At 72.4% G+C, this 24,544-nt stretch carries 24 protein-coding genes; 13 read left to right on the top strand and 11 right to left on the bottom strand.

All coding sequences use genetic code 11. The features are described from left to right. The first annotated feature begins 48 nt into the window (after positions 1-48). Entirely contained in the window at positions 49-1,626 is a 1,578-nt protein-coding gene (locus L3i22_RS31225) for a hypothetical protein (protein ID WP_221321088.1), read from the top strand. A gap of 59 nt (positions 1,627-1,685) precedes the next feature. Here L3i22_RS31225 and L3i22_RS31230 read toward each other — a convergent pair whose 3' ends face one another. Further along, on the bottom strand, positions 1,686-2,249 hold the full coding sequence (locus L3i22_RS31230) for a TetR/AcrR family transcriptional regulator (protein WP_221321089.1): 564 nt from the start codon (positions 2,247-2,249) through the stop codon (positions 1,686-1,688). A gap of 97 nt (positions 2,250-2,346) precedes the next feature. Between L3i22_RS31230 and L3i22_RS31235 the strand changes: the two genes are divergently transcribed. Then, positions 2,347-3,249: an SDR family NAD(P)-dependent oxidoreductase gene (locus L3i22_RS31235; RefSeq protein ID WP_221321090.1), complete on the top strand. Its 903-nt coding sequence runs from the start codon at positions 2,347-2,349 to the stop codon at positions 3,247-3,249. 46 nt (positions 3,250-3,295) lie between these two features. On the opposite strand, the gene L3i22_RS31240 is transcribed toward L3i22_RS31235, so the two are convergent. Beyond that, positions 3,296-3,913 carry a TetR/AcrR family transcriptional regulator gene (locus tag L3i22_RS31240; RefSeq protein ID WP_255657299.1) on the bottom strand — a complete coding sequence of 206 codons (618 nt, stop codon included), beginning with the start codon at positions 3,911-3,913 and terminating at the stop codon, positions 3,296-3,298. Between the two features lie 55 nt (positions 3,914-3,968). On the opposite strand from L3i22_RS31240, the gene L3i22_RS31245 reads away from it, so the two are divergent. Next, positions 3,969-4,793, top strand: a complete 825-nt coding sequence (locus L3i22_RS31245; protein ID WP_221321091.1) for a PHB depolymerase family esterase — start codon at positions 3,969-3,971, stop codon at positions 4,791-4,793. 146 nt (positions 4,794-4,939) lie between these two features. On the opposite strand, the gene L3i22_RS31250 is transcribed toward L3i22_RS31245, so the two are convergent. Continuing rightward, positions 4,940-5,371 carry a PPOX class F420-dependent oxidoreductase gene (locus tag L3i22_RS31250; RefSeq protein WP_221321092.1) on the bottom strand — a complete coding sequence of 144 codons (432 nt, stop codon included), beginning with the start codon at positions 5,369-5,371 and terminating at the stop codon, positions 4,940-4,942. A 77-nt stretch (positions 5,372-5,448) separates the two neighbouring features. Here L3i22_RS31250 and L3i22_RS31255 point away from each other — a divergent pair, with 77 nt between their 5' ends. The 5 genes from L3i22_RS31255 to L3i22_RS31275 all read left to right on the top strand — a co-directional run bounded on the left by L3i22_RS31255 (position 5,449) and on the right by L3i22_RS31275 (position 11,328). Beyond that, entirely contained in the window at positions 5,449-6,657 is a 1,209-nt protein-coding gene (locus L3i22_RS31255) for a lactate racemase domain-containing protein (RefSeq protein WP_221321093.1), read from the top strand. Between the two features lie 44 nt (positions 6,658-6,701). Then, entirely contained in the window at positions 6,702-7,544 is an 843-nt protein-coding gene (larE, locus tag L3i22_RS31260) for an ATP-dependent sacrificial sulfur transferase LarE (RefSeq protein ID WP_221321094.1), read from the top strand. A gap of 393 nt (positions 7,545-7,937) precedes the next feature. Further along, positions 7,938-8,600 carry a nickel pincer cofactor biosynthesis protein LarB gene (gene larB / locus L3i22_RS31265; protein WP_221321095.1) on the top strand — a complete coding sequence of 221 codons (663 nt, stop codon included), beginning with the start codon at positions 7,938-7,940 and terminating at the stop codon, positions 8,598-8,600. Beyond that, on the top strand, positions 8,597-9,997 hold the full coding sequence (gene larC / locus L3i22_RS31270) for a nickel pincer cofactor biosynthesis protein LarC (RefSeq protein WP_221321096.1): 1,401 nt from the start codon (positions 8,597-8,599) through the stop codon (positions 9,995-9,997). Before larB ends, larC begins: the two co-directional genes overlap by 4 nt. Before the next feature lie 413 nt (positions 9,998-10,410). Further along, a complete protein-coding gene (locus tag L3i22_RS31275; protein ID WP_255657300.1) occupies positions 10,411-11,328 on the top strand; it encodes a patatin-like phospholipase family protein in 918 nt (305 codons plus the stop codon). Positions 11,329-11,485: 157 nt separating this feature from the next. Here the strand turns inward: L3i22_RS31275 and L3i22_RS31280 are convergent, their stop codons facing one another. The 3 genes from L3i22_RS31280 to L3i22_RS31290 form a co-directional block, all read right to left on the bottom strand. Beyond that, positions 11,486-12,505 carry an alpha/beta hydrolase fold domain-containing protein gene (locus tag L3i22_RS31280; protein ID WP_221321097.1) on the bottom strand — a complete coding sequence of 340 codons (1,020 nt, stop codon included), beginning with the start codon at positions 12,503-12,505 and terminating at the stop codon, positions 11,486-11,488. A 110-nt stretch (positions 12,506-12,615) separates the two neighbouring features. Then, the gene (locus L3i22_RS31285) at positions 12,616-13,833 is read right to left on the bottom strand and encodes an NAD(P)/FAD-dependent oxidoreductase (RefSeq protein WP_221321098.1); all 1,218 of its coding nucleotides are present in this window, start codon (positions 13,831-13,833) and stop codon (positions 12,616-12,618) included. 1 nt (position 13,834) lies between these two features. After that, on the bottom strand, positions 13,835-14,383 hold the full coding sequence (locus L3i22_RS31290; RefSeq protein WP_221321099.1) for an OsmC family protein: 549 nt from the start codon (positions 14,381-14,383) through the stop codon (positions 13,835-13,837). Positions 14,384-14,474: 91 nt separating this feature from the next. On the opposite strand from L3i22_RS31290, the gene L3i22_RS31295 reads away from it, so the two are divergent. From L3i22_RS31295 to L3i22_RS31305, 3 genes are read left to right on the top strand one after another with little or no spacing between them, the layout of a single operon-like run. Then, positions 14,475-15,629 (top strand): homoserine O-acetyltransferase, encoded by a 1,155-nt coding sequence (locus tag L3i22_RS31295; RefSeq protein WP_221321100.1) that lies wholly within the window; start codon positions 14,475-14,477, stop codon positions 15,627-15,629. Next, positions 15,626-16,912 (top strand): O-acetylhomoserine aminocarboxypropyltransferase/cysteine synthase family protein, encoded by a 1,287-nt coding sequence (locus L3i22_RS31300; RefSeq protein ID WP_221321101.1) that lies wholly within the window; start codon positions 15,626-15,628, stop codon positions 16,910-16,912. The genes L3i22_RS31295 and L3i22_RS31300 overlap by 4 nt, the downstream gene beginning before the upstream one ends. A gap of 23 nt (positions 16,913-16,935) precedes the next feature. Further along, positions 16,936-17,418 (top strand): CoA-binding protein, encoded by a 483-nt coding sequence (locus tag L3i22_RS31305; RefSeq protein WP_221321102.1) that lies wholly within the window; start codon positions 16,936-16,938, stop codon positions 17,416-17,418. On the opposite strand, the gene L3i22_RS31310 is transcribed toward L3i22_RS31305, so the two are convergent. Beyond that, positions 17,412-17,609, bottom strand: coding sequence for a hypothetical protein (locus L3i22_RS31310; protein ID WP_221321103.1), 198 nt, complete (start codon positions 17,607-17,609; stop codon positions 17,412-17,414). The two genes, L3i22_RS31305 and L3i22_RS31310, sit on opposite strands and share 7 nt — an antisense overlap. A 167-nt stretch (positions 17,610-17,776) precedes the next feature. Between L3i22_RS31310 and L3i22_RS31315 the strand changes: the two genes are divergently transcribed. Both L3i22_RS31315 and L3i22_RS31320 read left to right on the top strand, forming a co-directional pair. After that, positions 17,777-19,972, top strand: coding sequence for a bifunctional diguanylate cyclase/phosphodiesterase (locus L3i22_RS31315; protein ID WP_221321104.1), 2,196 nt, complete (start codon positions 17,777-17,779; stop codon positions 19,970-19,972). Between the two features lie 56 nt (positions 19,973-20,028). Further along, positions 20,029-20,208, top strand: a complete 180-nt coding sequence (locus L3i22_RS31320; RefSeq protein WP_370644551.1) for an Lrp/AsnC ligand binding domain-containing protein — start codon at positions 20,029-20,031, stop codon at positions 20,206-20,208. Positions 20,209-20,281: 73 nt separating this feature from the next. Here L3i22_RS31320 and L3i22_RS31325 read toward each other — a convergent pair whose 3' ends face one another. From L3i22_RS31325 to L3i22_RS31340, 4 genes are all read right to left on the bottom strand, one after another. Then, positions 20,282-20,806: a copper resistance CopC family protein gene (locus L3i22_RS31325; RefSeq protein ID WP_255657301.1), complete on the bottom strand. Its 525-nt coding sequence runs from the start codon at positions 20,804-20,806 to the stop codon at positions 20,282-20,284. A gap of 38 nt (positions 20,807-20,844) precedes the next feature. Next, positions 20,845-22,005 (bottom strand): Dyp-type peroxidase, encoded by a 1,161-nt coding sequence (locus L3i22_RS31330; protein WP_221330243.1) that lies wholly within the window; start codon positions 22,003-22,005, stop codon positions 20,845-20,847. 17 nt (positions 22,006-22,022) lie between these two features. Next, the gene (locus tag L3i22_RS31335) at positions 22,023-22,577 is read right to left on the bottom strand and encodes a copper chaperone PCu(A)C (protein ID WP_221321106.1); all 555 of its coding nucleotides are present in this window, start codon (positions 22,575-22,577) and stop codon (positions 22,023-22,025) included. 79 nt (positions 22,578-22,656) lie between these two features. Then, positions 22,657-24,534 (bottom strand): cytochrome c oxidase assembly protein, encoded by a 1,878-nt coding sequence (locus tag L3i22_RS31340; protein ID WP_255657302.1) that lies wholly within the window; start codon positions 24,532-24,534, stop codon positions 22,657-22,659. Positions 24,535-24,544 lie beyond the last annotated feature (10 nt).

Below are 24,544 nucleotides of genomic sequence, written 5' to 3' on the forward strand. Positions count from 1 at the left end.
TCCCCGGAAAGCCGTCCCGGGCCCCGGGCCCGCGCATAGGGTCGAGCCGTGGGGGTCATCGCGTCGCTGTACGAGGACGAGTACCGGCCGGAGTTCGGGCACGTCGTGATCCGGGACGCCGGGGACGGCGCCGGGGACGTCCGGGCCGGTCTGCTCGCGCGGGACGCCGGCGGGCTGGCCGGGACGGTCGCCCGGGCCGGCGCGGGATGGCTGGAGCTGCACGCCGGGGAGGACCGGCAGCGGGTCCGGATCGAGGCGCACGACCGGGCGCCGGAGCCGGAGAGCGCGGGGTGGCTCGATGTGCTGGAGACGCCGTACCGGAGCCTGACGGGTCTGCTCGGTTTCACGACGACCACCGGTGGACCGGCCCGGACCGGGATCGAGCTGGGCGCCGGGCCGGGTGACTATCGCGTGCGGGTGTGCCGCCGACCGGCCGGGGACGAGGGCGGCCACTGGATCGTCCGGGTGTGGCCGGCGAGCCCGGTGATCCGTCCTCGATGGCTGGTCCGGGCGCCGGACCGGGCCGGCGAGACGTCCGCCTCGGGCCCGCGCGCGGTGCGGGTCGACGACGACGTGTTCGCGCTGGTGTCCTGGTCGCCCGGCGGGCGGCTGGTGACCACGATCGCGCGGCTCGCCGGCGAGGCGCTGGTCGAGCCCGGCGTGATCGCGGCGGTGCTGAGCGACGCCGCGGCCGCGAACCTGCGCGTGCAGGGCGATGTCACCGACGCCGCCGCGCCGCTGGAACTGGTCGGCGTCGACCGGAACCGCCCCGGAGCGCCGGTGGCCCACTCGCTCGAACTGCCGACCGGCGATCCGCCGCGCCTCGGCTACCTGGTCGGCGGCGACATCACGCTGCCCCGCAGCGGCGCGCCGGCGGTGATCGGGCGCAGCCCGCTGCCGATCGTCGACGCCATGGTCGAGACCGCGGCCGGGGTGATCGTCCTCGGCGGGGTGCTCCAGCCGTCCGGCGACCGGGACAACCGGGCCGCGCTGGTCCGGTGGGACGGCGGCGACGTCGAGCTCAGCCCGGACGCGCACGACCTGCAGATCAGCCGGGACGGCACGGTGTGCGCGATCTACCAGCCGACGATCGGCGACCTGGTGCTGATCGACCTGCGGGACGGCAGCCGGGAGACGCTGCCGCTCGGCGCCGGCGACGACGAGCTGCGGATCACCGGGGTCACGGCGGACACCGTCTGGTTCGAGGGGCGCGAGCCGATGCGCTGGTCGGCCGGCGATCCGGCCCCGGTCCCGGCCGGCGAGCTGCCGCCGACCAGTGGGTGGGACGGCCCGAACACGCCGCGGCATCCGCACTATCCGGCTCGCGGGGCCCGGCGGTCCTGCGGGGGCAGCGGGCGGCCGGCCGGGCTGTCGATCCAGGATCAGGACGGGTGGCGCCGCCATCAGCTGCCGGCCGGGCTCGGTGACGTGGTGGACCATCGGCTGGCGCCGCTCTGGGAGGATCCCGGGCACGTGCTGCTCGCGCCCCGGGCGGCCGGCTTCCCGAGTCTGCTGCTCCGCTTCGACGTGGTGGGTGGCGGGTACGAGATCGCGGCCGCGGACCTGCCGGCCAACCTGCTGGTCTGGCCCTGGCCGCACCGCCCGGAACGCACCCGCCGCCCCTGACCAGCGCCCGAGCCCCGCGCAAGGCGCAGCGCCAACGGCCGCGGCCGGACCCGTGCGGGCTACCCCGGGCGGGTCGCGCCGGCCGGGTTGAGGACGCCGAACAGGAGCAGGTGGATCAGGCGGGTGGCGAGGTCCCGCTGCCGTTCCTCGGCCGCGATCAGCGTGATCCCGCCGAGCGACATCAGCAGGTCACGCGGGTCCACCCCGGCCTGGAGCGTGCCCTCCCGGACCCCGGCCCCGAGCAGCCGGCCGATCGCCGCGACGAGCTCGTCGCGGGTCTGCTGCCGGTCCTCCGCCGAGGTCAGCGCCGCCCGCAGCGTCTCGCCGAGGCCGCGCTTGGTCGCCATGAAGTCCACGAAAAGCTCCATCCAGCGGCGCAGCGCCTCCGCCCCGGGAGCCTCCGCGAGCAGCTCGTCGGCGGCCGCGCAGGTGCGCTCGATCTCCTGCCGGTAGACCGCCTCGACGAGCGCCTCCCGGGTCGGGAAGCGCCGGTAGACGGTCCCGATCCCGACGCCCGCCTCCCGGGCGATCGCCTTGAGCGACGCGCCCGTGCCCTCCCGGGCGAACGCGGCGGCGGCGACCGCCAGCAGACGGTCGTGGTTGCTGCGGGCATCCGCGCGCATGACGAAGGTCCCCTTGCTAAACGGACCGGGGTCCGCTTATCGTCGACGTAAGCGGACCCGGGTCCGCTTAGTCACGGTAACACCGAAGGAGCAGCTCATGGCATTCGGAGCCACCACCACCGCGGCCGAGGTCCTGGCCGGGGTCGACCTGACCGGCCGGCGCGCCGTCGTCACCGGCGGCGCGTCCGGGATCGGGCTGGAGACCGCGCGGGTCCTCGCCGCCGCGGGCGCCGAGGTGACGATCGGGGTGCGCGACGTCGAGGCCGGGCGCCGCGCCGCCGGCTCGTTCGCGAGCGTCGGGGCGCTCGACCTGAGCGACCAGGCCTCGGTCGCCCGGTTCGCGGCCGGCTGGGCCGGGCCGTTGCACATCCTGGTCAACAACGCCGGGATCATGGCCACCCCGGAGCTGCGGACCGCCGAGGGCTGGGAGATGCAGTTCGCGACGAACCATCTCGGTCACTTCGCGCTCGCGTTCGGGCTGCACGACGCGCTCGCCGCCGCCGGGGACGCCCGGGTCGTCGCGGTCAGCTCGGTCGGCCACATCAACGGCGACGTCGACTTCGACGACCTTCACTTCCAGCGGCGGCCGTACGACCCGTGGCAGGCGTACGGACAGTCGAAAACCGCCAACGTCCTGTTCGCGGTGGCGGCGGCCGAGCGCTGGGCGGGCGACGGGATCACGGCGAACGCGCTGAACCCGGGGCGGATCGCCGGCACGAACCTGAGCCGGCACCTGGCCGTCCCGCCGGCGTCGTTCGACCCGGCCGGGGCCACCGGGGTCTCCGTGAAGGACATTCCGCAGGGGGCCGCGACCTCGGTGCTGCTGGCCGCGTCACCGCTGGTCGAGGGGGTGACCGGGCGCTACTTCGAGGACTGCCAGGTGGCCGGCCCGCATCAGCCCGGCATCCGGCGGGGCGTGGCGGCCTACGCCGTGGACCCGGAGCGCGCCGCCCGGCTGTGGGAGGTCTCCACCCGGGCAGTGCGGCCGATCGCCGGCTGACGCCCACCGAAAGTGGGCCACCCCGCGATTCCGCCGGCTGACGCGCTCAGGGACCGGTGGGTCCGGGGGCGGTGCGGAGGCCTGCCAGCAGGACGGTGAGGTAGCGGCGGGCGGTGGCCGCGCGGTCCGGGGCGGCCGGGTCCTGGTGGACGTTCGCGGCGAACATCACGCCGCACATCAGCGGCAGCATGTCGGCCCGGGTCACCGTCGGATCGGCGACGCCGGCGGTGTGCGCGCGAGCCAGGATCTGCCCGAACATCCCGATGAGCCGCTGCTTCAGCTCGGTGGTGGCCGGCAGCGCGTCGACCGGGGCGGCGAACACCGGGGGCAGCGCCGGGTCGGTGAGCTGGGCGTCGACGGCGGCGAACAGGAAGTCGCGCAGGGCGGTCCACGGGTCGTCGCCGGCCAGGGCCTGCTCGGCGTGCGCGACCAGGGCTTCGAGGCCGGGGGCGGCGACCGTCTCGAGCAGCGCCTCCGGGGTCGGGAAGTGCCGGTAGACGGTGGCCACCCCGACGGCGGCGGCCCGCGCGACGTCGTTGAGCTGGATCGGCGTGCCCTCGTCGGCGAGCCGCCGGCCGACGTCGACGATGCGTTGCCAGTTGCGGGCGGCGTCCTTGCGCAGCGGGGCGGTGGTCATGGTCACCAGGATAACCGGATAGCTCATCCACTTGTGCTACGTTGAAGTGGATAGCTCATCCGTTTCACTTCTGGGGGTTACCGTGCTGCGTGACAGCGTCGATGTCGACGGCCGGACGCGGACGTTCACCGTGGTCGGCGGGCCGTCGAAGAACCTGGTGCTGGTCTTCCACGGGTCCCGGCAGACCGGCGCCAAGCACCGGGACTTCACCGGCGGGATCTTCGACTCGCTGCCGGCCGTCGTCGTCTACCTGGACGGCTACCGCGGCAACTGGAACGACGCGCGGCGGGAGAGCGGCTTCCCGGCCCGCGTCGAGAACGTCGACGACGTCGCGTTCACCCGGGCGGTCATCGCGAAGCTGCGGGCCGGCCACGGGATCGATCCGGCGCGGGTGTTCGGGGTCGGGTACTCCAACGGCGGGCAGATGGTGATGCGCCTGGCCCACGAGACGCCGTCGCTCCTGGCCGGCGGGGCGGTGATCGCCGCGAGCATGCCGGAACCGGACAGCTTCCTGCTGCCGGCCGACGGGTTCACGCCGATGCCGATGCTGCTCGTGCACGGCACGAAGGACCCGATCGTGCGGTACGCGGGCGGCGAGATGCCGTGGCTGACGCGGACGGTGTTCCGGGTCGGTGGCCGCAGCCGATCGATGCCGGACACCGCGGCCTACTTCGCCGAGCACAACGGGATCAGCGCGGCGCCCACGGTCACGCGGTGGCCCGGGACGGCGATCGAGACCACCGAGTACCGGGCGCCGGGCCGGCCGCCGGTCGCGTTGTACACCGTGCACGGCGGCGGGCACACGATCCCCGGGCCGCGGCGGGCGCCCGCCCTCATCGGCAAGACCAGCCCGGACGTCAACACCGCCGAGCTGATCACCGAGTTCTTCGAGCTGTCCGGTTTTTAGGACCGCAACCACCCGCGGACGTCGCCCTGGAGGGTCTCGCGTTCTGGGCGCCCCGCGCCCTGCGAGACCCGGAAGGGTCCCCGCGGGAGCGACGATCAGTTATTGGCCGCAGCGTGGGAAATGCTGAATTTGATCTTGAAGGGTTTCTAGCTCTCGACCCAGGGGCCGACGCCGCCGACGCGGGTGACGTGGTAGCGCAGGACGAAGCCCGGGCGTTTCGGCGCGGGGAACTCGCCGGTGGGGTCCACATAGATCTTGTGGAGGTCGTTGAGCAGGTCCCAGGCCTGGTCGCTCGGCTCGACGGAGGCGGTGGCGTGCAGGATCGCGTGCTCGGCCATGACGACGCCGGGGCGGCGGGGCGCCTCGAAGGAGAGCACGACCCGGGGATCGCGCTCGGCGTTGCGCACCTTGACGTGGCGGCCGAGGTGGCTGCTGACCACGTCGTCGCCGTCGAGACCGATCCAGATCACCGACACCTGGGCGCTGCCGTCGGCGTTGATCGTGGTCAGGTGGGCCAGCGGGCCGGATTCGATCAGGTCACGGAGTGCACTGGGCAGTGGCACGGGCTCCGAACTCATGGGGCCAGACTAGTCGTCCGGCGGGCGCGCCGGTGGCCCCTGTGGACAACGCTCGCCCGGCCCCGCAAGGTCTAGGCATGACTAGCACGATCGGTGGACCGGGGCAGGTGCTCGACGAGGCGTACGTCGCCCGATGGGTCGAGGAGCAGGTCGCCGCGGAGCACCTCGACGGCAAGCGGGTCTGCGTCATCGTGCCCGACGCGACGCGCAGTTGCCCGCTCCCGATGCTGATGACCGCCCTGCACACGGCGCTGCACGGCCGGGCCGCGGCGGTGACCGTGCTGATCGCGCTCGGTACGCACGCGCCGATGACCGAGGCGCAGCTGCGGAAACACCTGGGCGGGCCGTATCCGGGTTTCACCGTCCGCAACCACGACCAGGACTCGCTGGTGTCGGTCGGCGTGATCCCCGCCGATCGGGTGAAGCGGCTGTCCGACGGCCGGATGAGCCAGGAGGTGGACGTGGTGCTGAATCGAGCGGTGACCGAGCACGACGTGTGCCTGGTGGTCGGGCCGGTCTTTCCGCACGAGGTGGTCGGGTTCTCCGGCGGCAACAAGTACTTCGTGCCCGGGGTGGCCGGCGAGGAGATCATCGACTTCTCGCACTGGCTGGGTGCCCTGATCACCAGCGCCTCGATCATCGGGACGCGCGGGATCACCCCGGTCCGCGCGCTGATCGACCAGGCGGCCGCCCTGATCCCGAGCCGCCGGCTGGCGTTGTGCCTGGTCGTCCAGTCCGGGACGGGCGCGCTGCACGCGGCGTCCTTCGGGCCGCCGGAGGAGTCCTGGGCGGCCTGCGCGGACGTCTCCGCGGAAACTCACGTGCAGTACCTGGACGCGCCGGTCGCGAAGGTGATCTCGATCGTCCCGGCGAAGTACGACGACATGTGGACCGGGGCGAAAGGGTTCTACAAGGTCGAGCCGGTGGTCGCGGACGGCGGGCAGGTGATCGTCTACGCCCCGCACATCACCACGATCGCGGCGATGCACCCGGAGATCGAGGAGATCGGCTACCACTGCCGCGACTACTTCCTCAAGCAGTGGGACCGCTTCGCGCACCACCACTGGGGCGTGCTCGCGCACTCCACCCACCTGCGCGGCGCCGGCACCTACGATGCCACGCACGGCGAACGGCTGCGCGTCACCGTCACCCTCGCCACCGGCATCCCGGAGGAGGTGGTCCGGCGCGCGAACCTCGACCACCTCGACCCGGCCGCGGTGGACCTCGCCGACCCCGGCGCGCTCGTGGTCCCGAACGCCGGCGAGGTCCTGTTCCGACTCCGATGATCCACCGGCTTTACATGACGCCGAACCAGGCATCAAATAGCGGCATGACGTCCCTGGGTCCCGGCGCGACCGCACGCCTGCGCGAACTGCTCGCCGGCGTCGGCCGCCTCGGCGTCGCCTTCTCCGGCGGCGTCGACTCCTCGGTGCTGCTCGCCCTGGCCGCCCGGGCACTCGGCCCGACCCGGGTCGTCGCGCTGCTCGGCGTCTCCCCCAGCCTCGCCGCCGACGAACGCGCCGGCGCCCACGCGATCGCCCGTGACCTGGGCGTCCGGATCGTCGAGGTGACCACCCGGGAGCTGGACCGCACCGACTACCGGGCCAACGGGCCGGACCGGTGCTTCCACTGCAAGGACGAGCTGTTCTCGACGATCGACGCGGAGATCGTCCGATCCGAACGGCTCGGGGCCATCGCGTACGGCGAGAACGCCGACGACGCCCGCCGCCCGGACCGCCCCGGCAGCCGCGCCGCGAACGCCCACCGCGTGCTCCGCCCCCTCGCCGACCTGGGACTCTCCAAGGCGGACGTCCGCCGGATCGCCCGCGAGCTCGGCCTGGCCAGCGCCGACAAACCGGCCGCCCCCTGCCTGGCGTCCCGGATCCCGCACTTCACCGAGGTCACACCGCGGAAACTGCGGCAGATCGAGGAGGCCGAGGCCGCTCTGCGGCGGCTGGGCTTTCAAGATTTGCGGGTACGGCATCACGGCGACGTCGCCCGATTGGAGCTGCCTGCCGAGGATCTGATCCGGGCGGTCGGGGAGCCGCTCCGGTCCGCGGTGCAGGAGGCGGTGCTGGGGGCGGGGTTCCGCTTCGTGGCGGTCGACCTGGCGGGGATCCAGTCGGGGGCGTTCACGTTGCCGCTGGTCGTCGGCGCCCCGGCCGGCGAGTGACGGGTTCCGCCGGCGCCCTGGGGGCCGGTTCGGGATCGCGGCCCTGCCCGTGCGCCTCGCCCATCGCCTCGCGGCCCTCGTGGCCGGGCCTCGTCGCCTCGTCGCCTCGCGGCAGGCCTGCGGCCTCGTGGCGGCCGCTCCATCGCCCCGTCGCCTCGCGGCAAGATCCGCGGCGGTGTGGCCTCGCGGCAAGGCCCGATCGCCGCGCGGCAGAGCCCCGCCCACCCAGGGGGCAGACCGCCACCAGGTCATTCTCCCAAAAAATCGCAAGATCACGTGGATGGCCTGTGGACAACCCGCCACTGTGGAAAACCTAAATGATCTTCAGGATCCGCCTAACCTTGGGCCCGCGAAGCCATCGCCCTCGACCGCTCTCCCCCTTTGGTTGCCGTCATGACTGACCTCTCGTCCATCGCCGACCTCGATCTCGACCGCACCGCCCGCCGCGGCTACCCCGAGGCGGTCTACTGCGCCGGCAAGACCCCCGCGCAGGTCAGCGCGATCGCGGCGGCCGTCCGCGACCGTCCGGACGTGGTCACCCTGTTCACCCGCGCGACCGCGGACCACGCCGCGGCGGTCCACGCCGAGCTCCCGGACGCCCACCACGACCCGGACGCCGGCCTGCTCGCCTGGCCACCCGCCGTCCCACCGTCCTCGGGCGGTCCCGTCCTCGTCGTCGCGGCCGGCACCTCGGATCTGCCGGTGGCCCGCGAGGCCCTGCTCACCGCCCGCTACCTGGGACGCGACGCCACGCTGATCGTGGATGTCGGGGTCGCCGGGCTGCACCGGATCCTCGGCCACCTGCCGGCGCTGCGGGCCGCGCACGCGATCGTGATCGCCGCCGGCATGGACGGCGCCCTGCCCAGCGTCGTCGCCGGCCTGGTCACCGCCCCGATCGTCGCGGTGCCGACGTCGGTGGGCTACGGAGCGGCCTTCGGTGGCCTGGCGCCGCTGCTCGCCATGTTGAACGCGTGCGCGCCGGGGGTCGCGGTGGTCAACATCGACAACGGTTACGGGGCCGGTCACCTCGCCGCCCAGATCACCGCAGTCCGATGAGCCACCTGTGGATCGATGCGTCGGCCGGGATCGCCGGGGACATGCTGCTCGGCGCGCTGATCGACGCCGGCGCCGACCTCGGCCGGGTCCAGGCGGCGGTCGACGCGGTGGTGCCCGGCGCCGTCCGGATCACCGATGCGGAGGTACGCCGGGCCGGGCTACGCGCCCGCAAGGTCGAGGTCACCCCGGTGGTCGCCGATCAGCCGCACCGGACCTGGCGTGACATCCGTGGCCTGCTGCCCGAGGGATCACGCGCGGCAGCGGTGTTCGCACGGCTCGCCGAGGCGGAGGCCGCGGTACACGGCGTCTCGGCGGAGGAGGTGCACTTCCACGAGGTGGGCGCGCTCGACGCGATCGCCGATGTGGTCGGGGTCTGCGCTGCCCTCGACGACCTCGGGGTCAGCACGGTCTCGGCGAGCGAGGTCGCGGTCGGCTCCGGCACGGTCCGTGCTGCCCACGGGGTCCTGCCGGTCCCGGCGCCCGCCGTCGCCGAACTGTCCCGCGGCTGGCGCATCCGGGCCGGCGGCGTGGGCGAACTCGCTACTCCGACCGGCATGGCGCTGGTCCGTACCCTGGCCGCCACCTGCGAGAACCTGCCCTCCCTGACGGTGACCGCGGTCGGTGTCGGCGCCGGGACCCGAGACACACCGGAGCGCCCGAACGTGGTCCGCGTGATCCTCGGCTCCCCCGCCGCTCCTATCACTCGCCATTCCGCTGTCACCCAGGCTGTCCAGGCCACCCCCTCCATCCCCGCGACACACGCAGCTCAGGCCACCCCTTCCAGCCCCGCGACCCACGCAGCTCAGGCCACCCCTTCCAGCCCCGCAGCTCAGACCAGCCACGTCGACCCGACGATCCGGGCCGACGAAACAGCCCGTGCGGACCAGACACCCCGCCCCGACCGGGCCGCCCAGGAAACGGTGGCAGGACAGGAGGCGGTGCTTCTGGAAGCCAACGTGGACGACCTGGATCCACGGCTGTGGCCAGGAGTGATCAGTGCGCTTCTGGAGGCGGGGGCGGATGACGCCTGGCTGGTGCCGATCCTGATGAAGAAGGGCCGCCCGGCACACACCCTGACCGCCCTCTGCTCCCCGACCGCGGCGTCCGAGGTCCGGGACAGGATCTTTCAAGAGACAACCACCTTCGGCGTACGGTCATCAGCCCGCACCAAGACCCCGCTGGATCGCACGTTCGTCCAGGTCGAGGTCGACGGCTACTTCGTGGCTGTCAAGATCGGCCATGCCGGCGGGGTGATCGTGCAGGTCATGCCGGAGTTCGAGGACGTGGCCACACTCGCCCGGTCGCTGGGGGTCGCGCAGCGGGACGCGCTGGTACGCGCCACCCGAGCAGCAGCGGCGGCAGGGCTGGTCATCGGCGCGTCGCCGCCGGCGGCATAACGGCCCGGCGCGAGCGCGAACCGGCGCGAGCGCGAACGCGGCCAGGCGCGGGCGCGAACCGGCGCGGACGCGAACCGGCGCGGACGCGAACCGGCGCGGACGCGAACCGGCGCGGACGCGAACCGGCGCGAGCGCGGCCAGGCGCGGGCGCGAACCGGCGCGAGCGCGGGCGCGGCCAGGCGCGGGCGCGAACCGGCCAGGCGCGGGCGCGGCCAGGCTCGGGCAGGAGCCGGGCGCAGGCGCGGGCAGGCGCGGGCAGCCGCGGGAGCGGGCACGGCCGACGAGGGTGGGCGGATCGGCGTGTGCCGGTGGCGGGTTTGGGCTGGTGGGTGGGGGCTGGTTGCGAGGTAGAGCACATGGCCCGGGGTGGCTTTGTTGATCATGAGGGGACGGGGCTTCGGTAGCATCGCGGGATGGGGCGGGAACGGCGGGTTGCGCTGGCGCTGGGGTCTGGGGGCGCTCGTGGGTTTGCGCACATCGGGGCGGTTCAGGTTCTGGAGGAGCGTGGGTTCGAGATCGTGGCGGTGGCCGGGTCCTCGATGGGGGCGCTGGTCGGCGGGGTGCTGGCGGCCGGGCAGCTGAAGGAGTTCGCGGATTGGGCCTCCGTGCTCAAGCAACGTGACGTGCTGCGGCTCGTGGACCCGAAGTGGTCGTCGCCCGGGGCGATGGCCGCGGATCGGCTGATCGCGCGGCTAGGGAGTTTCCTCACCGACATCGCCATCGAGGATCTGCCGATTCCGTATACCGCGGTGGCGACCGACATCGCGGCCCGGCGGGAGGTTTGGTTCCAGAAGGGGCCGCTGCGGGCGGCGGTCCGGGCCTCGATCGCGATTCCGGGAGTGATCACGCCGGTGGTGATCAACGGGCGGCTGCTGGCGGACGGCGGGATGCTCAATCCGGTGCCGATCGAACCGACCGCCGGGGCCGGGGCCGATCTGACCATCGCCGTGTCGTTGCAGGCGCCGCGGCCACCGCAGGAGTCGGCGGCGCCGGTGCGGGCCACCGCGGAACCGCAGTGGATCGAGGACTGGCGGGTCCGGTTGCGGCAGGTGTTCCGGCTGACCGGGCTCTCCGCGGCGACCGATCCGGCGGAGATTCCGAACATTCCCGAGGCGCTGCCCGCGGATCTGCGGATCGCGGACGTGCTGTCGCTGTCGCTGGACGCGATGCAGGACCTGATCGCCCGCTACCGGATGGCCGGGCTGCCGCCGGACGTGCAGATCGCGATCCCGGTCAACGCCTGCCGCGTGATGGACTTCCACCGCGCCGCCGAGATGATCGATCTCGGTCGCGCCCTGACCAACAAGACCCTGGACGAGGCCGGCTACTGACCGCCGGCGCCCACGGCAGAGCCGGCCACTGACGGCCCGGCCAGGGCAAGACTGACCGCCGGCGCCCACGGCAGAGCCGGCCACTGACGGCCCGGCCAGGGCAAGGTCGCCTGGGGCCCAGGCCGGATCGGCTGATAGCGGCGCGGGTGGAAGTGGATCAAGCGGGCTGGGGCAGGGCGGATCTGATGTGGTTGGCGATCATCTGGCGCCCGGCTCGGGCTTCCGGGACCGGGAGCAGTGGGTAGACGTGGAGTGCGCCCGGCTCCTCGTGGAACGTGAGCTCGGTCGTCGACGGGAGGCGGTCACGGAGGGTTCGGCAGTCGGCCAGGGTGATGTCGCGGGTGCCGACCAGGATCTGCGTCGGGGGCAGACCGGTCAGGTCGCCGTAGATCGGGCTCACCCGGGGGTCCTTCAACGGCAGGCCGTTCGCCCAGGCGTCCGCGATCGGGCGCAGGCCGGGCCGGGCGAGCCACGGATCGTGCGGCTCGATCGCCTCGATGCCCGGATTGTCCATGGACAGATCCAGCCACGGCGCGAGAAGCGTCATCCCGACAACACCCGCAACCGCGCGAGCAGCCCCGGCGCCATCCAAGAGCGCGTCGCCGGCCGGGCCGACGTCCGAAATCGCCGACGCCGCCCCGGCCTCACCCGAAGGCGCCGCCCCGGCCTCGCTCAGAGGCGCTGCGGCCCCGGCGTCACCTGGGAGCGCTGCAGCCCCGGCGTCGGCCAGCAGGGCCTGGGCGGCGAGCAGTGCCAGGCCGCCGCCGGCTGAGTCGCCGACCAGGTAGACCGGGCGGTCGGCGGCCGCGATGACCTCCGTGACGAACTCCAGCGCGGCGAGCCCGTCGTACTCCGGCGCCAGGCCGTAGATCGGCACGTGCACGTCGCAGCCGGTGCGCGACGCGAGGAACTCGATCAGCGACCAGTGCTGGCCGACGATCTCACTGGTGTACGCGCCGCCGTGCAGGTAGACGACGATCGCCGGGCCGCCGGCTTTCACCTCGTACATCGGGAATCGGTGTTTGTGGGAAAGGGTGACCGGGAAGCGCAGCTTCGGTGGCGCGGACGGGCCCTTGGGCCGGGTCAGCGTGCGCCGGCCGGCGTCCTCGCTGGTGAATTTGCGCCGGTAGACGAGCCGCGTGAAGGCGGCCACGCCGTGCATCTGCCAACTCGTCATGCCGCAGCACGCTGCCACCCCGGCCCGAGATGATCAATAGCGCGATCGAAATCAGACAGGCCCGGCGGAGAAGACCCAGACCGGCGGCGTGGCCCTGCCTCCGATCGAAATCAGACCAGGCCGGCGGCGAGGTGGTCGACGACGTAGCGGGCGTCGTCCTCGATCCCGTTGAGGAACGTCGACCGCCGGCGGCGCAGCAACGGCAGCCCGAGGGCGTAGAGCCCAGGACTGTCGACCACCCCACCCTCGTGCCGCAGACGACCCTTCTCGTCGAGAACCGGCACGTCGAGCCACCGATAGTCCGGCCGGAACCCGGTCGCCCAGATGACCGTGCCGATCTCCCCGCTGCCCAGATCCAGCTTGAGCCGGGTCCGAGCCGGCACCAGAGTCGGCGCGATCTCCTCAAAAGAGGAGGAGGAGGAGGCCCACTGATCAAAACCCGCCAACAGCCGATTCATCTTCAGATCCGCCAGCGAACACACATTCCGCAGCCCCCCGGAGAAGAGCGCCGCCCCATCCCGGACAGCCGCCCACCGTCCGACAAGCTCGACCCCCAGCTCGGTAAGCGCGTTCAGATCCAGCGTCTCCCGCTTGGCACCCCCCACCAGCTGCGGCGACGGCAACCGCCGAGCCCGGTCGAGATCCTCCACCTCGTCATACCGCTGATCCCACACCCCGGACGCGTCCATCCACCACAGCACGTCCCGATCCCGGTACATCCGGGGCAACCGCACGTGCTCCCCCACCGAGAGGATCACCTGCCGCCCGGATCGCTGCAGCTCAGCCGCGATCTGCACCCCGGTGGCCGACGCCCCCACCACGAGCACCCCACCCTCGCCGACCTGCGCGGGACTGCGATAGTCGAACGGCGTCAACTGCCGCACCCCCGACGGAACGGCCGCCGCGAACGACGGCGTGACCGGCACGTTGCACGCCCCGCTGGCCAGCACGACGGACCGGGCGAGCAGCTCCCCGCCCCCGGTCGAGAGGCGGTATCCACCCTCCGTACGGGAAAGGGCAGTTAATGCTGTTTGTTCGCGCACCGGGGCGGCGACCACGGCGGCGAAGCGGTCGATGAGACCGGCCACCTCGCCCGCCGTCATGTATCCGTCCGGGTCCGGCCCGTCGTAGTCCAGGCCGGGCAGGCGGCTCAGCCAGTTCGGGGTGAGCAGCCGCAGCGATTCCCAGCGTTCGCGCCGCCACGAGTTCGCCACCTCGCCGCGTTCGAGGACGACGTGGTCGATCGAGCGCGCGGTGAGGAAGTGGCTCGCCGCCAGGCCGGCGTGCCCGGCGCCGACGACGACCGTGGTGACGCGTTCGGCGGACAATTCAGGCGACCTCGACGGTCACGTCGGTCGGGTTGGTGAGCGCGTCGAAGACCGCGGACCGCTTCTGCGACTGGGCGACGATCGCCTCGATCTCCTCCTTGGACGCGTCGGCGTCGATGTGGAAGGTCACCTTGATGTCGTTGTAGCCGTTGCGGATGTCGCTGTCGGCGCCCAGGATGCCCCGGATGTCGTGGTTGCCCTCGACGGTCGCCTCGACCGAGCGCAGCTGGATGCCCCGGTTCTGGGCGACCGACGCGACGCCCGCGGTGAGGCAGCCGGCCAGTCCGACCAGCAGGTACTCGATCGGGGTGATGCCGTTGTCCTCGGCCGCGAAGACGGCCGGGTGGTCCGACGCGTACTCGGTCTGGGCCTTGTGGGTCTGTTCCTGGCCGAGGCCGAAGAACTTCTCGATGGTGGTGGTGCTGTGCACGCCCCTGGTCCACTTGCTGGAGGCCCGCCAGGTGAACTGGGCGGCCTCCGGCGCGCCCTTGAGCACCTCCCGCGCGTCGAGCAGCGCCTGAACGTTGACTCCGTTATCAATAGTGGTCATGGCCTGGCATCCTTCCCGCTCCCAGAGCCTTTCTACAAGACCCATCGGGATACTAGACAATTGTCGAGGGCTGGCTTAGCTTCGGGGAGTTATGGATCCAAGATCGGTCGGCGTCGTCGAGACCCAGCACCTGGAGCTGCCAGGCCCATTGTGCCTGGATTCGGGGCGTCAACTGCGGCAGGTCAAAGTCGCATATGAGACGTACGGAACGCTGTCCCCCGCCCGGGACAATGTCATCCTGGTGTGTCACGCCCTGAGCGGCGACGCGCACGCCGCCGGCCTGTCGCCGACGCCGCCCGCGGAGAGCACCCGCGACGGGTTCGCCGCGGCCGGCAGTCCCAAGGGCATCGGCTGGTGGGACGGCATGATCGGGCCGGGCAAGGCGTTCGACACCGACCGGTTCTTCGTGGTCTCGACGAACCTGCTCGGCGGCTGCCGCGGGACGACCGGCCCGTCCTCGATCGACCCGGACACCGGGGCGCCGTACGGCTCGACCTTCCCGGTGATCACCGTGGCCGACATGGTCCGCTGCGAGCGGGCGTTCCTCGACGAGCTCGGCATCGAGCGGCTGGCCGCGGTGGCCGGCGGCTCGCTCGGCGGGATGCAGGCCCTCGAATGGGCGACGAGCTACCCCGATCAGGTCGACAACATCGTGGTGATCGCGTCGACGCACGCGCTGCAGCCGCAGGGGGTGGCCTGGAACGCGATCGCCCGGGAGGCGATCATGCGGGATCCGGCCTGGCGGGGCGGGCACTACTACGGCACCGGGAGCGCGCCGGACGCCGGGATGGGGGTGGCCCGGATGGTCGGGCACATCACCTACCTGTCCGCGCCGTCCCTGGCGGAAAAATTCGGGCGGCGCCTGCAGTCCGGCGAAAATCTCCGCTACACGCTGCACGAGCCGGAGTTCGAGGTGGAAAGTTACCTCCGGCATCAGGCGGCGTCGTTCGTGCGGCGCTTCGACGCGAACACCTACCTGTACCTGTCCCGGGCGCTGACCTACTTCCAGCTGGATCTCGAGGCGGCCGCCGAGCGGATCCGGGCCCGCACGCTGCTGATCGCGTTCAGCTCCGACTGGCTGTACCCGCCGGTGGCGTCGGAGGAAATTTCCGCCGCTCTGCACAAGCACGGCAAGACCGCCGAGTTCCACCTGATCGAGGCGCCGTACGGCCACGACTGCTTCCTGCTGGAAGAGGCCCGCCAGACCCCGATCGTCCGCGATTTCCTGAACGAAGGCCGACCATGAGCGAAGACCACGAGTTCGGGTTCGAGACCCGCCAACTGCACGCCGGCCAGCGCCCCGACCCCAACACCGGCGCCCGCGCGGTCCCGATCTTCCAGACCACGAGCTACGTCTTCGAGGACCCGGAGTCCGCCGCCGCGTACTTCAACCTGCAGGAGTACGGCAACACCTACTCCCGGATCATGAACCCGACCGTCGCGGTGTTCGAGGAGCGGGTCGCCAGCCTGGAGGGCGGCGCCGGCGCGGTGGCCTTCGCCAGCGGCATCGCCGCCCAGGCCGCCGCCCTGTTCACGCTGCTCAGGCCGGGCGACCACGTGGTCTCCTCGCAGGCGCTCTACGGCGGCACGGTCAACCAGTTCAAGCACCTGCTCGGCAAGCTGAACGTGGAGCTGACCTGGGTGAACCCGGACGACCCGGAGGCCTGGCGCAAGGCGGTCCGGCCGACGACGAAAGCTTTCTTCGCCGAGACGATCGGCAACCCGGGCGGCAACGTGCTGGACATCGCGACGGTGGCGGCGATCGCGCACGAGCACGAGCTGCCGCTGATCGTGGACAGCACGTTCGCCACGCCGTACCTGTGCCGGCCGATCGAGTGGGGCGCGGACATCGTGATCCACTCGGCGACCAAGTTCCTCGGCGGGCACGGCACCAGCCTCGGCGGCGTGGTCGTCGACGCGGGCACGTTCGACTGGTCGAACGGGCGCTTCCCGGTGATCGCCGAGCCGTCGCCGGCGTACCACGGGCTGAAGTTCCACGAGACGTTCGGGACCTACGGCTACCTGATGAAGCTGCGCGCCGAGACGCTGCGTGACCTGGGCGGGGCGCTGTCGCCGTTCAACGCGTTCCTGCTCCTGCAGGGCCTGGAGACGCTGTCGCTGCGGATGGAACGCCATGTCACGAACGCGCGCCGGGTGGCGGAGTTCCTCGATCGGCATCCACGGGCGTCGAACCTGACGTACGCCGGCCTGCCTGGAGGAATTTATGAGCCGCTGGTGGCGAAGTATCTGCCACTCGGGCCGGGCGCGATCTTCTCGTTCGACTGCGAAGGCGGTCGCGACGGCGGGCAGGACCTGATCCGCGGCGTCACCCTCTGGTCGCACCTGGCCAACGTCGGCGACGCGAAGAGTCTGATCATCCACCCGGCGAGCACCACACACCGGCAGCTCAGCGACGACGAGCTGCGGGCGGCCGGGGTCGGGCCGGGCACGATCCGGCTGTCGGTCGGCCTGGAGTCCGTCGACGACCTGATCTGGGACCTGGACCAGGCCTTGAGCGGCAAAAAATGAGAACAGGCCCTGAGGGGGAACGCATGACCGATCTCGACCGGTATCAGGACACCACCGCGATCCAGCGCGTGCTGAACACCGCGAAGACCGTCGCGGTCGTCGGGCTCTCCGGCAACGAGCTACGGGCCAGCTACTTCGTCGGCTACTACCTGAAGCGGCACGGCTATCAGGTGATCCCGGTCAACCCGCGGGAGACCGAGATCCTCGGCGAGCGCAGCTACGCCGGCCTTTCCGAGATCCCCGGGCACGTCGACGTGGTGAACGTCTTCCGGGCGCCGGCCGCACTGCCGGACATCGCCCGGGAGGCGGTGGCGATCGGCGCCGGCACGCTCTGGTGCCAGTTCGGCGTGATCAACGAGGAGGGCAACCGGATCGCGGCCGACGGCGGGCTGACCGTGGTGGTGGACCGCTGCCTGAAGATCGAGCACGCGCGCTACGTCGGCCGGATGCACTGGCTCGGCTTCAACACCCACCGGATCACCTCGGTGCGCACCGGGCTTCAGTAGCCGCCCGGCAACGTGACGCTGATCCGGCCGGAGCGAAGGAAATTGTCGACCTCGAAGTCGGTCAGCTTCTCCCCGTTGACCGCCCGCCAGGGGAACAGGCCGACCGGCTTCTTGACGTACCAGCGATCCAGGGTCTGATCGTGGGCGGTCGTGCCCTCGGGCAGGTCGACGGACCTTGCGGTGACGGTCACGATCTCGACTCCTTAAAAAATGCGAATCACTTGCGAACTTCGGACATCCCGCGCCCGTTCCTGACCATAACGATCGGGAACGGCGGTTCGGGCGGTTGCGGCCCGACGTCACCCCAGGTGACACAGGTAACTCTCAGTTACGGGCGGTACCGGACGATTGATTGCCCGTGCGGCGAGAGAAATTGTGGTGCTGGTGGGTGGCGGCCGGGGTGGCCGCCATCGCCGGCTTCCACCTGCTGCCGTCCGGTGGCCTGGCCGCCAACCTGTTCTACAACGGGATCGGCCTGTTCTCCGCGCTGGCGATCCTGCTCGGCGTCCGGCTGCACCGCCCCCGGCGGCCCGCCGTCTGGTACTGGCTCAGCGCCGGTCAGGCCGCCTCGGTCGCCGGCGACCTGGTCTGGGAGTACTACCAGTACATCCTGCACCAGGCGCCGTACCCGTCCGTCGCCGACGTCTTCTACCTGGGCAGCTATCCCCTGCTCGCGGTCGGGCTGTGGCTGCTGGTCCGGGGCCGCCGCCGGGGCGGGGCGCTGGTCTCGGCCGCGATGGCCGGGACCGGGCTGGGCCTGGTCTTCTGGATCTTCGTGCTGCACCCGATCGCCGCCGAGGCCAGCACCTCCCGGCTGACCTGGCTGATCAGCACGGCGTACCCGGCCGTGGACGCGCTGCTGCTGGTGATGCTGGTCCGGCTGGCCACCTCGCGGGGCGGCACGACGAGCACCTGGATCCTCGGCGCGGCCGCGATGCTGCTGCTGGTCTCCGACGTCGGCTACTCGATCATCACGCTGAACAGCGACGACGACGGCAACCAGGTCTCGGCCGGCTTCCTGCTCGCCTACGTGATGTGGGCGGCCGCCGCGCTGCACCCGTCGATGGCCGCCGAGGCCGCCCCGGGCCGCTCCGGCGGCGCCCGCCACGACCTCGCGCACCGCGTCTTCCTGACCGCCTGCACGCTGCTGCCCCCGGTGATGCTCTTCATCCCGGACGTCGGCGACAACGGCGTCGACCGGGTCGCGATCGGCGCCGGCTCGGCGATGCTCTGCCTGCTCGCCGCGTCCCGGGTGACCGGGCTGGTCAAGCAGGTGCAGGCCAAGGCCGGCGCGCTGCGCGAGCTGGCCATGCACGACGACCTGACCGGCCTGCCGAACCGGCGGCACTTCGAGCAGTCCCTGGCCCGCGCCGCCCACACCGGGCGGCTGCGGGTGGTGTTCCTCGGGCTGAACGGCTTCAAGAACGTCAACGACGAGCTCGGCCGCCCGGTCGGCGACCAGGTCCTGGTCATCGTGGCCGCCCGGATCGTCGCGGCGGCGCCCGGCGCGCTGGTCGCCCGGCTCGGCGGGGACGAGTTCGCGCTGCTGCTGCCCGGCGACGGCTCCGGCACCGAGGTCGCCGAGCAGTTGATCGCGGTGCTGGCCGCGCCGGTCGGGGCGGGCGGGCACGAGCTGCTGGTCGGCGCGAGCATCGGGCTGGCCAAGGCGGCCGAGCCGGTGGAGGCGCTGCGCCGCGCGGAGACCGCGATGCACATGGCCAAGGACACCGGCGAGCCGTACCGGCACTGGTCCCCCACCCTCGACGAACGGGCCGGAGAGCACGCCCGGCTCGGCGCCGAGCTGCAGGCCGCGCTGCACGCCGGGGACTTCCGGGTGGTGTACCAGCCGATCGTCGCCGTACCGGAGCGCCGGGTCGTCGCGGTCGAAGCCCTGGTCCGCTGGCAGCATCCGCAGCGCGGCCTGATCAGCCCGGCCCAGTTCATCCCGGTCGCCGAGCGCAACGGGCTGATCGTCGACCTGGGCGCGTGGATCCTGCGGACCGCGTGCGAGCAACTGGTGACCTGGCGCGCCGAGCTGGGCCCGGACGCGCCGGACCGGATCAGCGTGAACGTCTCCGCCCGCCAGCTGGCCCGTCCCCGGTTCGCGGCCACCGTCGCGGACATCCTGACCAGCACCGGGCTGCCGGCCACCCGGCTGACCGTCGAGGTCACCGAGACCGCGGTGTTCGGCGGCGGCCAGGCCGTGACCACCCTGCACGAGCTGCGGGCGCTCGGCGTGCGGATCGCGCTGGACGACTTCGGGACCGGGCACTCCTCGCTCGGGCTGCTGCACACCGTGCCGGTGGACGTGCTCAAGGTCGACAAGTCGTTCGTCGACCGGGTCACCGAGGCCGGCCGGCACGCGGTGATCGCCCGCGCGCTGATCCAGGTCAGCGACGGCCTGGGCCTGACCGCGGTGGCCGAGGGCGTGGAGACCGCGGAGCAGGCCGAGGCGCTCGAGCACCTCGGCTACCGCCTCCTGCAGGGCTACCACTTCGGCCGACCGGCCGCCGCACCCGACTTCCGGCCCCGCGTTCACACCCTGGACGCCTGACCGTCGCGCCGCCCGCGCTGGCCACGGTCACGGCGGCGCTGGCGACGCATCCGCAGATCGGCTACGCCAGCGCGGTCACCGGGCCGGCCGACGTGGTCGCGTCGGTGGTCTGCCGCAACCTCGACGACCTCTACGACTACCTGGCCACCGGGGTCGGGTCGCTCGACGGGATCTCGCACGCCGACACGTCCCCGGTGGTCCGCCGGGTCAAGGCCGCCGGCCTGCGCATTCTTTAACCCGATTTCGGCGTACGGCCATTGCCCGCGCCCGTCGGACAAGCCTCACGGGCGCCGACGGCATCCGCGCGGGTCAACTTTCCCTCCTCGATCGCCAGCTCCGTCCGTACCAAATCATCGCGGCAATGAGCACAGCGGCGAGTGGGATGAGCAGCAAGAAGGGGTTGAAACCGCCCGCCGCAGGCGTGGCGGCGAAAGGAACCGCCGAGGCCGGCGCGATCGCTGCGGGCAGGGACGGATCGGCGACCGTGAACGGATAGGACCCCTGGACCGTGTGCCCGTCGGTCGAGACCACCCGGTAGGCGACCGTGTAGGCCCCGTTGCCCAGCGGGCGACCGAGAGTGATCGTGCCCGCGTCGCCGGCGATCACCGGTGCCGCGGCCGGGATCGGCTGCCGGGCGGTGTCGCTGACGACGATCGTGGTGTAGTCCGGGTTGAGGCGCTGGCTGAAGCGCAGCGTGACCGTGGCCGGCGCGGCGGCCAGCACCGCGCCCTTCGCCGGGTCCGCGGTGAGCAGCTGGGTGTGCGCCCAGGCCGGCGCGGCGGGCGCGAGGAGCGCCAGCAGCAGCCCGATCAGGACCGATTTTGCCCACCTCACGAGCGGGCTCGCAGGCCTCACGAGTGGGTCTGCCCGCCTCACGACAGGAGCTGCTCGCCGATCCAGCCGTCGTCCGGGCAGCCGGGTGGGACGGCGAAGACGGCGGAGCCGATCGGCGTGATCCATTCGTTCAGCAGGTCCTTCTCGGCTAGTCGGCGCTGGATGGGGAGGAACTGGCGGGCGATGTCGCGCTGGTAGGCCGCGAAGATCAGGCCGGCGTCCGGGCGCCCGGCGGCGTCCGGCGCGCCGTCGTAGTTGTACGGCCGCCGCAGGATCTTCAGCGCCGGATCGGTCACGTGCGCCCGGGTGACGTGCGAGAAGTCCGGCATCGCCGGCAGCCCGGCGGCGTCCAGCGCGGTGAAGTCGGGCTCGTCGTGCTCGGCCTGCCCGCTCAGCGGCGCCCCGGACGCCAGGCGGCGGCCGGCCGCGCTCTCCTTGTCGCCGGTCGAGAGCATGTCCCACTTCTCGATCTCGGCGCGGATCCGGCGCACGACGAGCGTGGTCGAGCCGTCCGGATTCCACACCGCCGCGTCCAGCACGGCGCCGCGCGGGTTGGCGGTGCCGTCGAGCTGGCCGAGCACGTTGCGCTGGGTGTGCTCGGGCGCCTGGACGCCGGGGCTGCGCCGGAAGCCCTGCTGGACCCACCGGATCGCGGCGAACGGGCGGGCGTCCTTGATCAGCATGCGCTGGGCGTGGGCGACGGTGAGCGGGTCGTCGGCGCAGATCTGCAGAAGGAAATCTCCGCCGGTCCAGCGCGGTTCCAGCCGGTCGACGGTGAAGGCGGGCAGGTCTGCCACCGGTGCCGGCAGGCCTGCCGCTTTGTACAGGCCGGGACCGAAACCGAACGTGACCGTGAGCCGCGCGGGCAACGTCGCCAGGGTCGCGTCGGTGTCGCCGAGCGCGGGGGTGCCCTGGGTGAGCCGGGACGCGTCGTCGGAGAGCAGCCGGAGCATCCGGGCCAGGGCTGCCCGGTCGGTGCCCTTGGCCAGGGTGAATGCCACGAAGGCGGCGTGCGCGGGCGGGTCCTCGGCGATGCCGGACTGGCGTTGGCCGTGGAAGGCGACGGTGGCGGTGCCGGTGCTGAGATCGGCGGCGGCGGCCGGTCGCGCGCCGGGGTCGGCGGCGGCCGGTCGCGCGCCGGGGGCGACCGCGGCGAGGCCGGCGACCGCGCCCCCGGCGAGCAGGCGCCGCCGGCTCACCGGGGCGGGTCGTGGCGTCACGGCTTCGTGCTGCCCATCGGCGTGCCCGAGGCCGGCATCTGCATGCCCGGGTCGTAGCTCTCGCCGGCGCCGACGAACGGTTTCGCGATCGCGGTGAAGGCCACCGCCGTACCGTCGGAAAGTTTCAAACTGAAAGCGATCTCGTCGCCGGCCTCGATGGCCTGGGCCGGTTTCATCAGCATCAGGTGGTCGCCGCCGGGCGACAGCTCGTGGGTGGCCTTCGCCTTGATCACGAAGCCGCCCGCCTTCGGCTGCATGACCATCTTGCCGTCCTTCATGGTCATCTCGTGCAGCTCCATCGGCGAGGCCGCCGACTCGGCCGCGGTGACGGTGATGTCCGCGTCGGTGTCGTTGACCAGCACGCCGAACGCCGCGGTCATCACGCCGGCGTCGGCCGCCTTCACCCACGGGTCCTTGATCGTCAGCGTGCTCGCCGTGGCGGACGGCGCCGGGGTGACGCCGCTCGCGGTGGTGTCGTCGCCGCTGCCGCAACCGGCCAGGCCGAAAGTGATCAGAGCAGCGGTGAGCATCGCCGCGGGGAGGATTCGCATGGGTGTCCGTTCTGATCGGGAGTCTTCACCGCGTTGGTCCGCGCTCACGTTCCAGAAGTTCCCGGCAAAACATGAATTTTCAGGATTTCACGGTACGAACCTCGAGACGGTCCAGTGCCCGGTCGGTCCGCACCTGCTCGCGTTCGTCGTCCCGGATCCACTGCCGCACCAGCAGCAGCATCACCGCGACCGCCGGCAGCTCCCCGAACGCCCAGGCCAGCCCGGCCCCGAGCCGCTGATCGTCGAGCAGCGGCGCCGCCCAGGCCGGATGCACGCCGGTGTACCAGCCGGCCGCGATCACCGTCGTCGACTGCAGCAGCACGAACCCGAAGAACGCGTGCGCCACCATCGCCAGGAAGTGCACGATCGTGAGCAGCGCCGGATGCACCCGCCGGCGCCCGGGATCCGTCCCGATCAGCACCCCGAACAGCAGGTACCCGGCCAGCACGAAGTGCACCAGCATGGCGAGATGCCCCAGGTGGTAGCGCATCAGCGTGGCGAGCAGGTCCCCCAGGTACAGCCCGTACAGGCTGACCACGTAGATCCCGAGCGCCACCAGCGGATGACCGATCAGACGGAACACCCGGCTGTGCAGGACCACCAGCAGCCACTCCCGGGCGCCGCGCACCTGCGGATCCGCGGGCCGCCGCAGGGTCCGCAGCGCGAGCGTCACCGGCGCGCCACCGACCAGCAGGATCGGCACCACCATGGACAGCACCATGTGCTGGACCATGTGGACGCTGAACAGGACGTAGGCGTACCGCGCGACGCCCAGCATGGTGATCGCGCCGAGCAGCAGCAGACCGCCGATCCACGAGGCCGTGCGGCTCACCGGCCAGTCGTGGCCGGCCCGGCGCATCCGGCGCACCCCCGCCAGGTAGGCGACGATGCCGACGATCACCACGGTCAGGAAGAAAAAATCCGGCAGAAAACCACTGAGCATCCGTACGGCGGTGGGCGCGCCCGGCGGCGTGAACCCGAGCACCTCCACCAGCGGATCCGGCGCCCCGGCGTCCTCGACGACCGGGGTCGGCGTCCGCGACAGCCCGACCGCCAGGCCGGCCGCCGCGCCGAGCACGACAAGTTCCCCCACGGCCAGCCGCACGAAACTTCCCGCCCAGACCGCCCGGCGCCGGTGCACCGCCCCGATCACCCCGACGACCAGCAGGGCGGAAACCTTCAGGAGCACCAGTACGCCGTACCGGGAGCCCCACAGCTCCGGCCACGTCCCCAGCCGCACCGCCGCGCCGGCCACCCCGCTGACCGCGGTCGCCACGAAGCACCCGAGCGCCAGCCGGCTGTACCGCCCCGCGGTCTCCGCGAACCGCCGGTGCCGCCGGACCAGCAGCAACCCGGCCAGGCCGCCCACCCAGAGCGAGGCCGCGAGCACGTGCACGGCCAGGCCGGTGACCGCGACCTGGTGGTTCCCGGCGCCGGCCGCGTGCCCGGTGAACGCGGGCGGCAGCACCGCGACCACCGCCACCCCGGCGGCCACCGCGGCGAGCCCGCGCGACGTCCCGCCCCGGCTCAGCACCGCCACGGCGAGGGCCAGCCCGAGTTGCAGCAGCAACGCCTGCCCCTGCGAGACGGAGAGCGCGAAGCTGACCACGGCGGGCCGGCTGAGCTGCCCGATCGGCACGGCGAGCACGTCCGAGACGGTGAACAGGATCAGGGCGCCGGACGCGACCGCCCACAGCAGAGCGACCCAGGTCGTCCGCCGCAGCAGCCACCACCCCCGCGCCGCGACGCTGACCCCGTCCCCGGGCAGCAGGAACGCCGCCGTCACGGTCAGCCCGACGGTCAGGACCCCGAGCAGGGTCGCCGCCAGCGTCACCACCGGCAGCCCCCACTCGGTGACCGCTCCGGGACTCGGGATCCCGGGCAGCACCGCGTCGTCAACCGCTCCCCCGAACCGCAACGCCCCGATCAGGACGACCACGGCCACCACTACCGGCACTGTCCGCACA

The organism is Actinoplanes sp. L3-i22 (genome assembly GCF_019704555.1).
GTDB lineage: Bacteria > Actinomycetota > Actinomycetes > Mycobacteriales > Micromonosporaceae > Actinoplanes.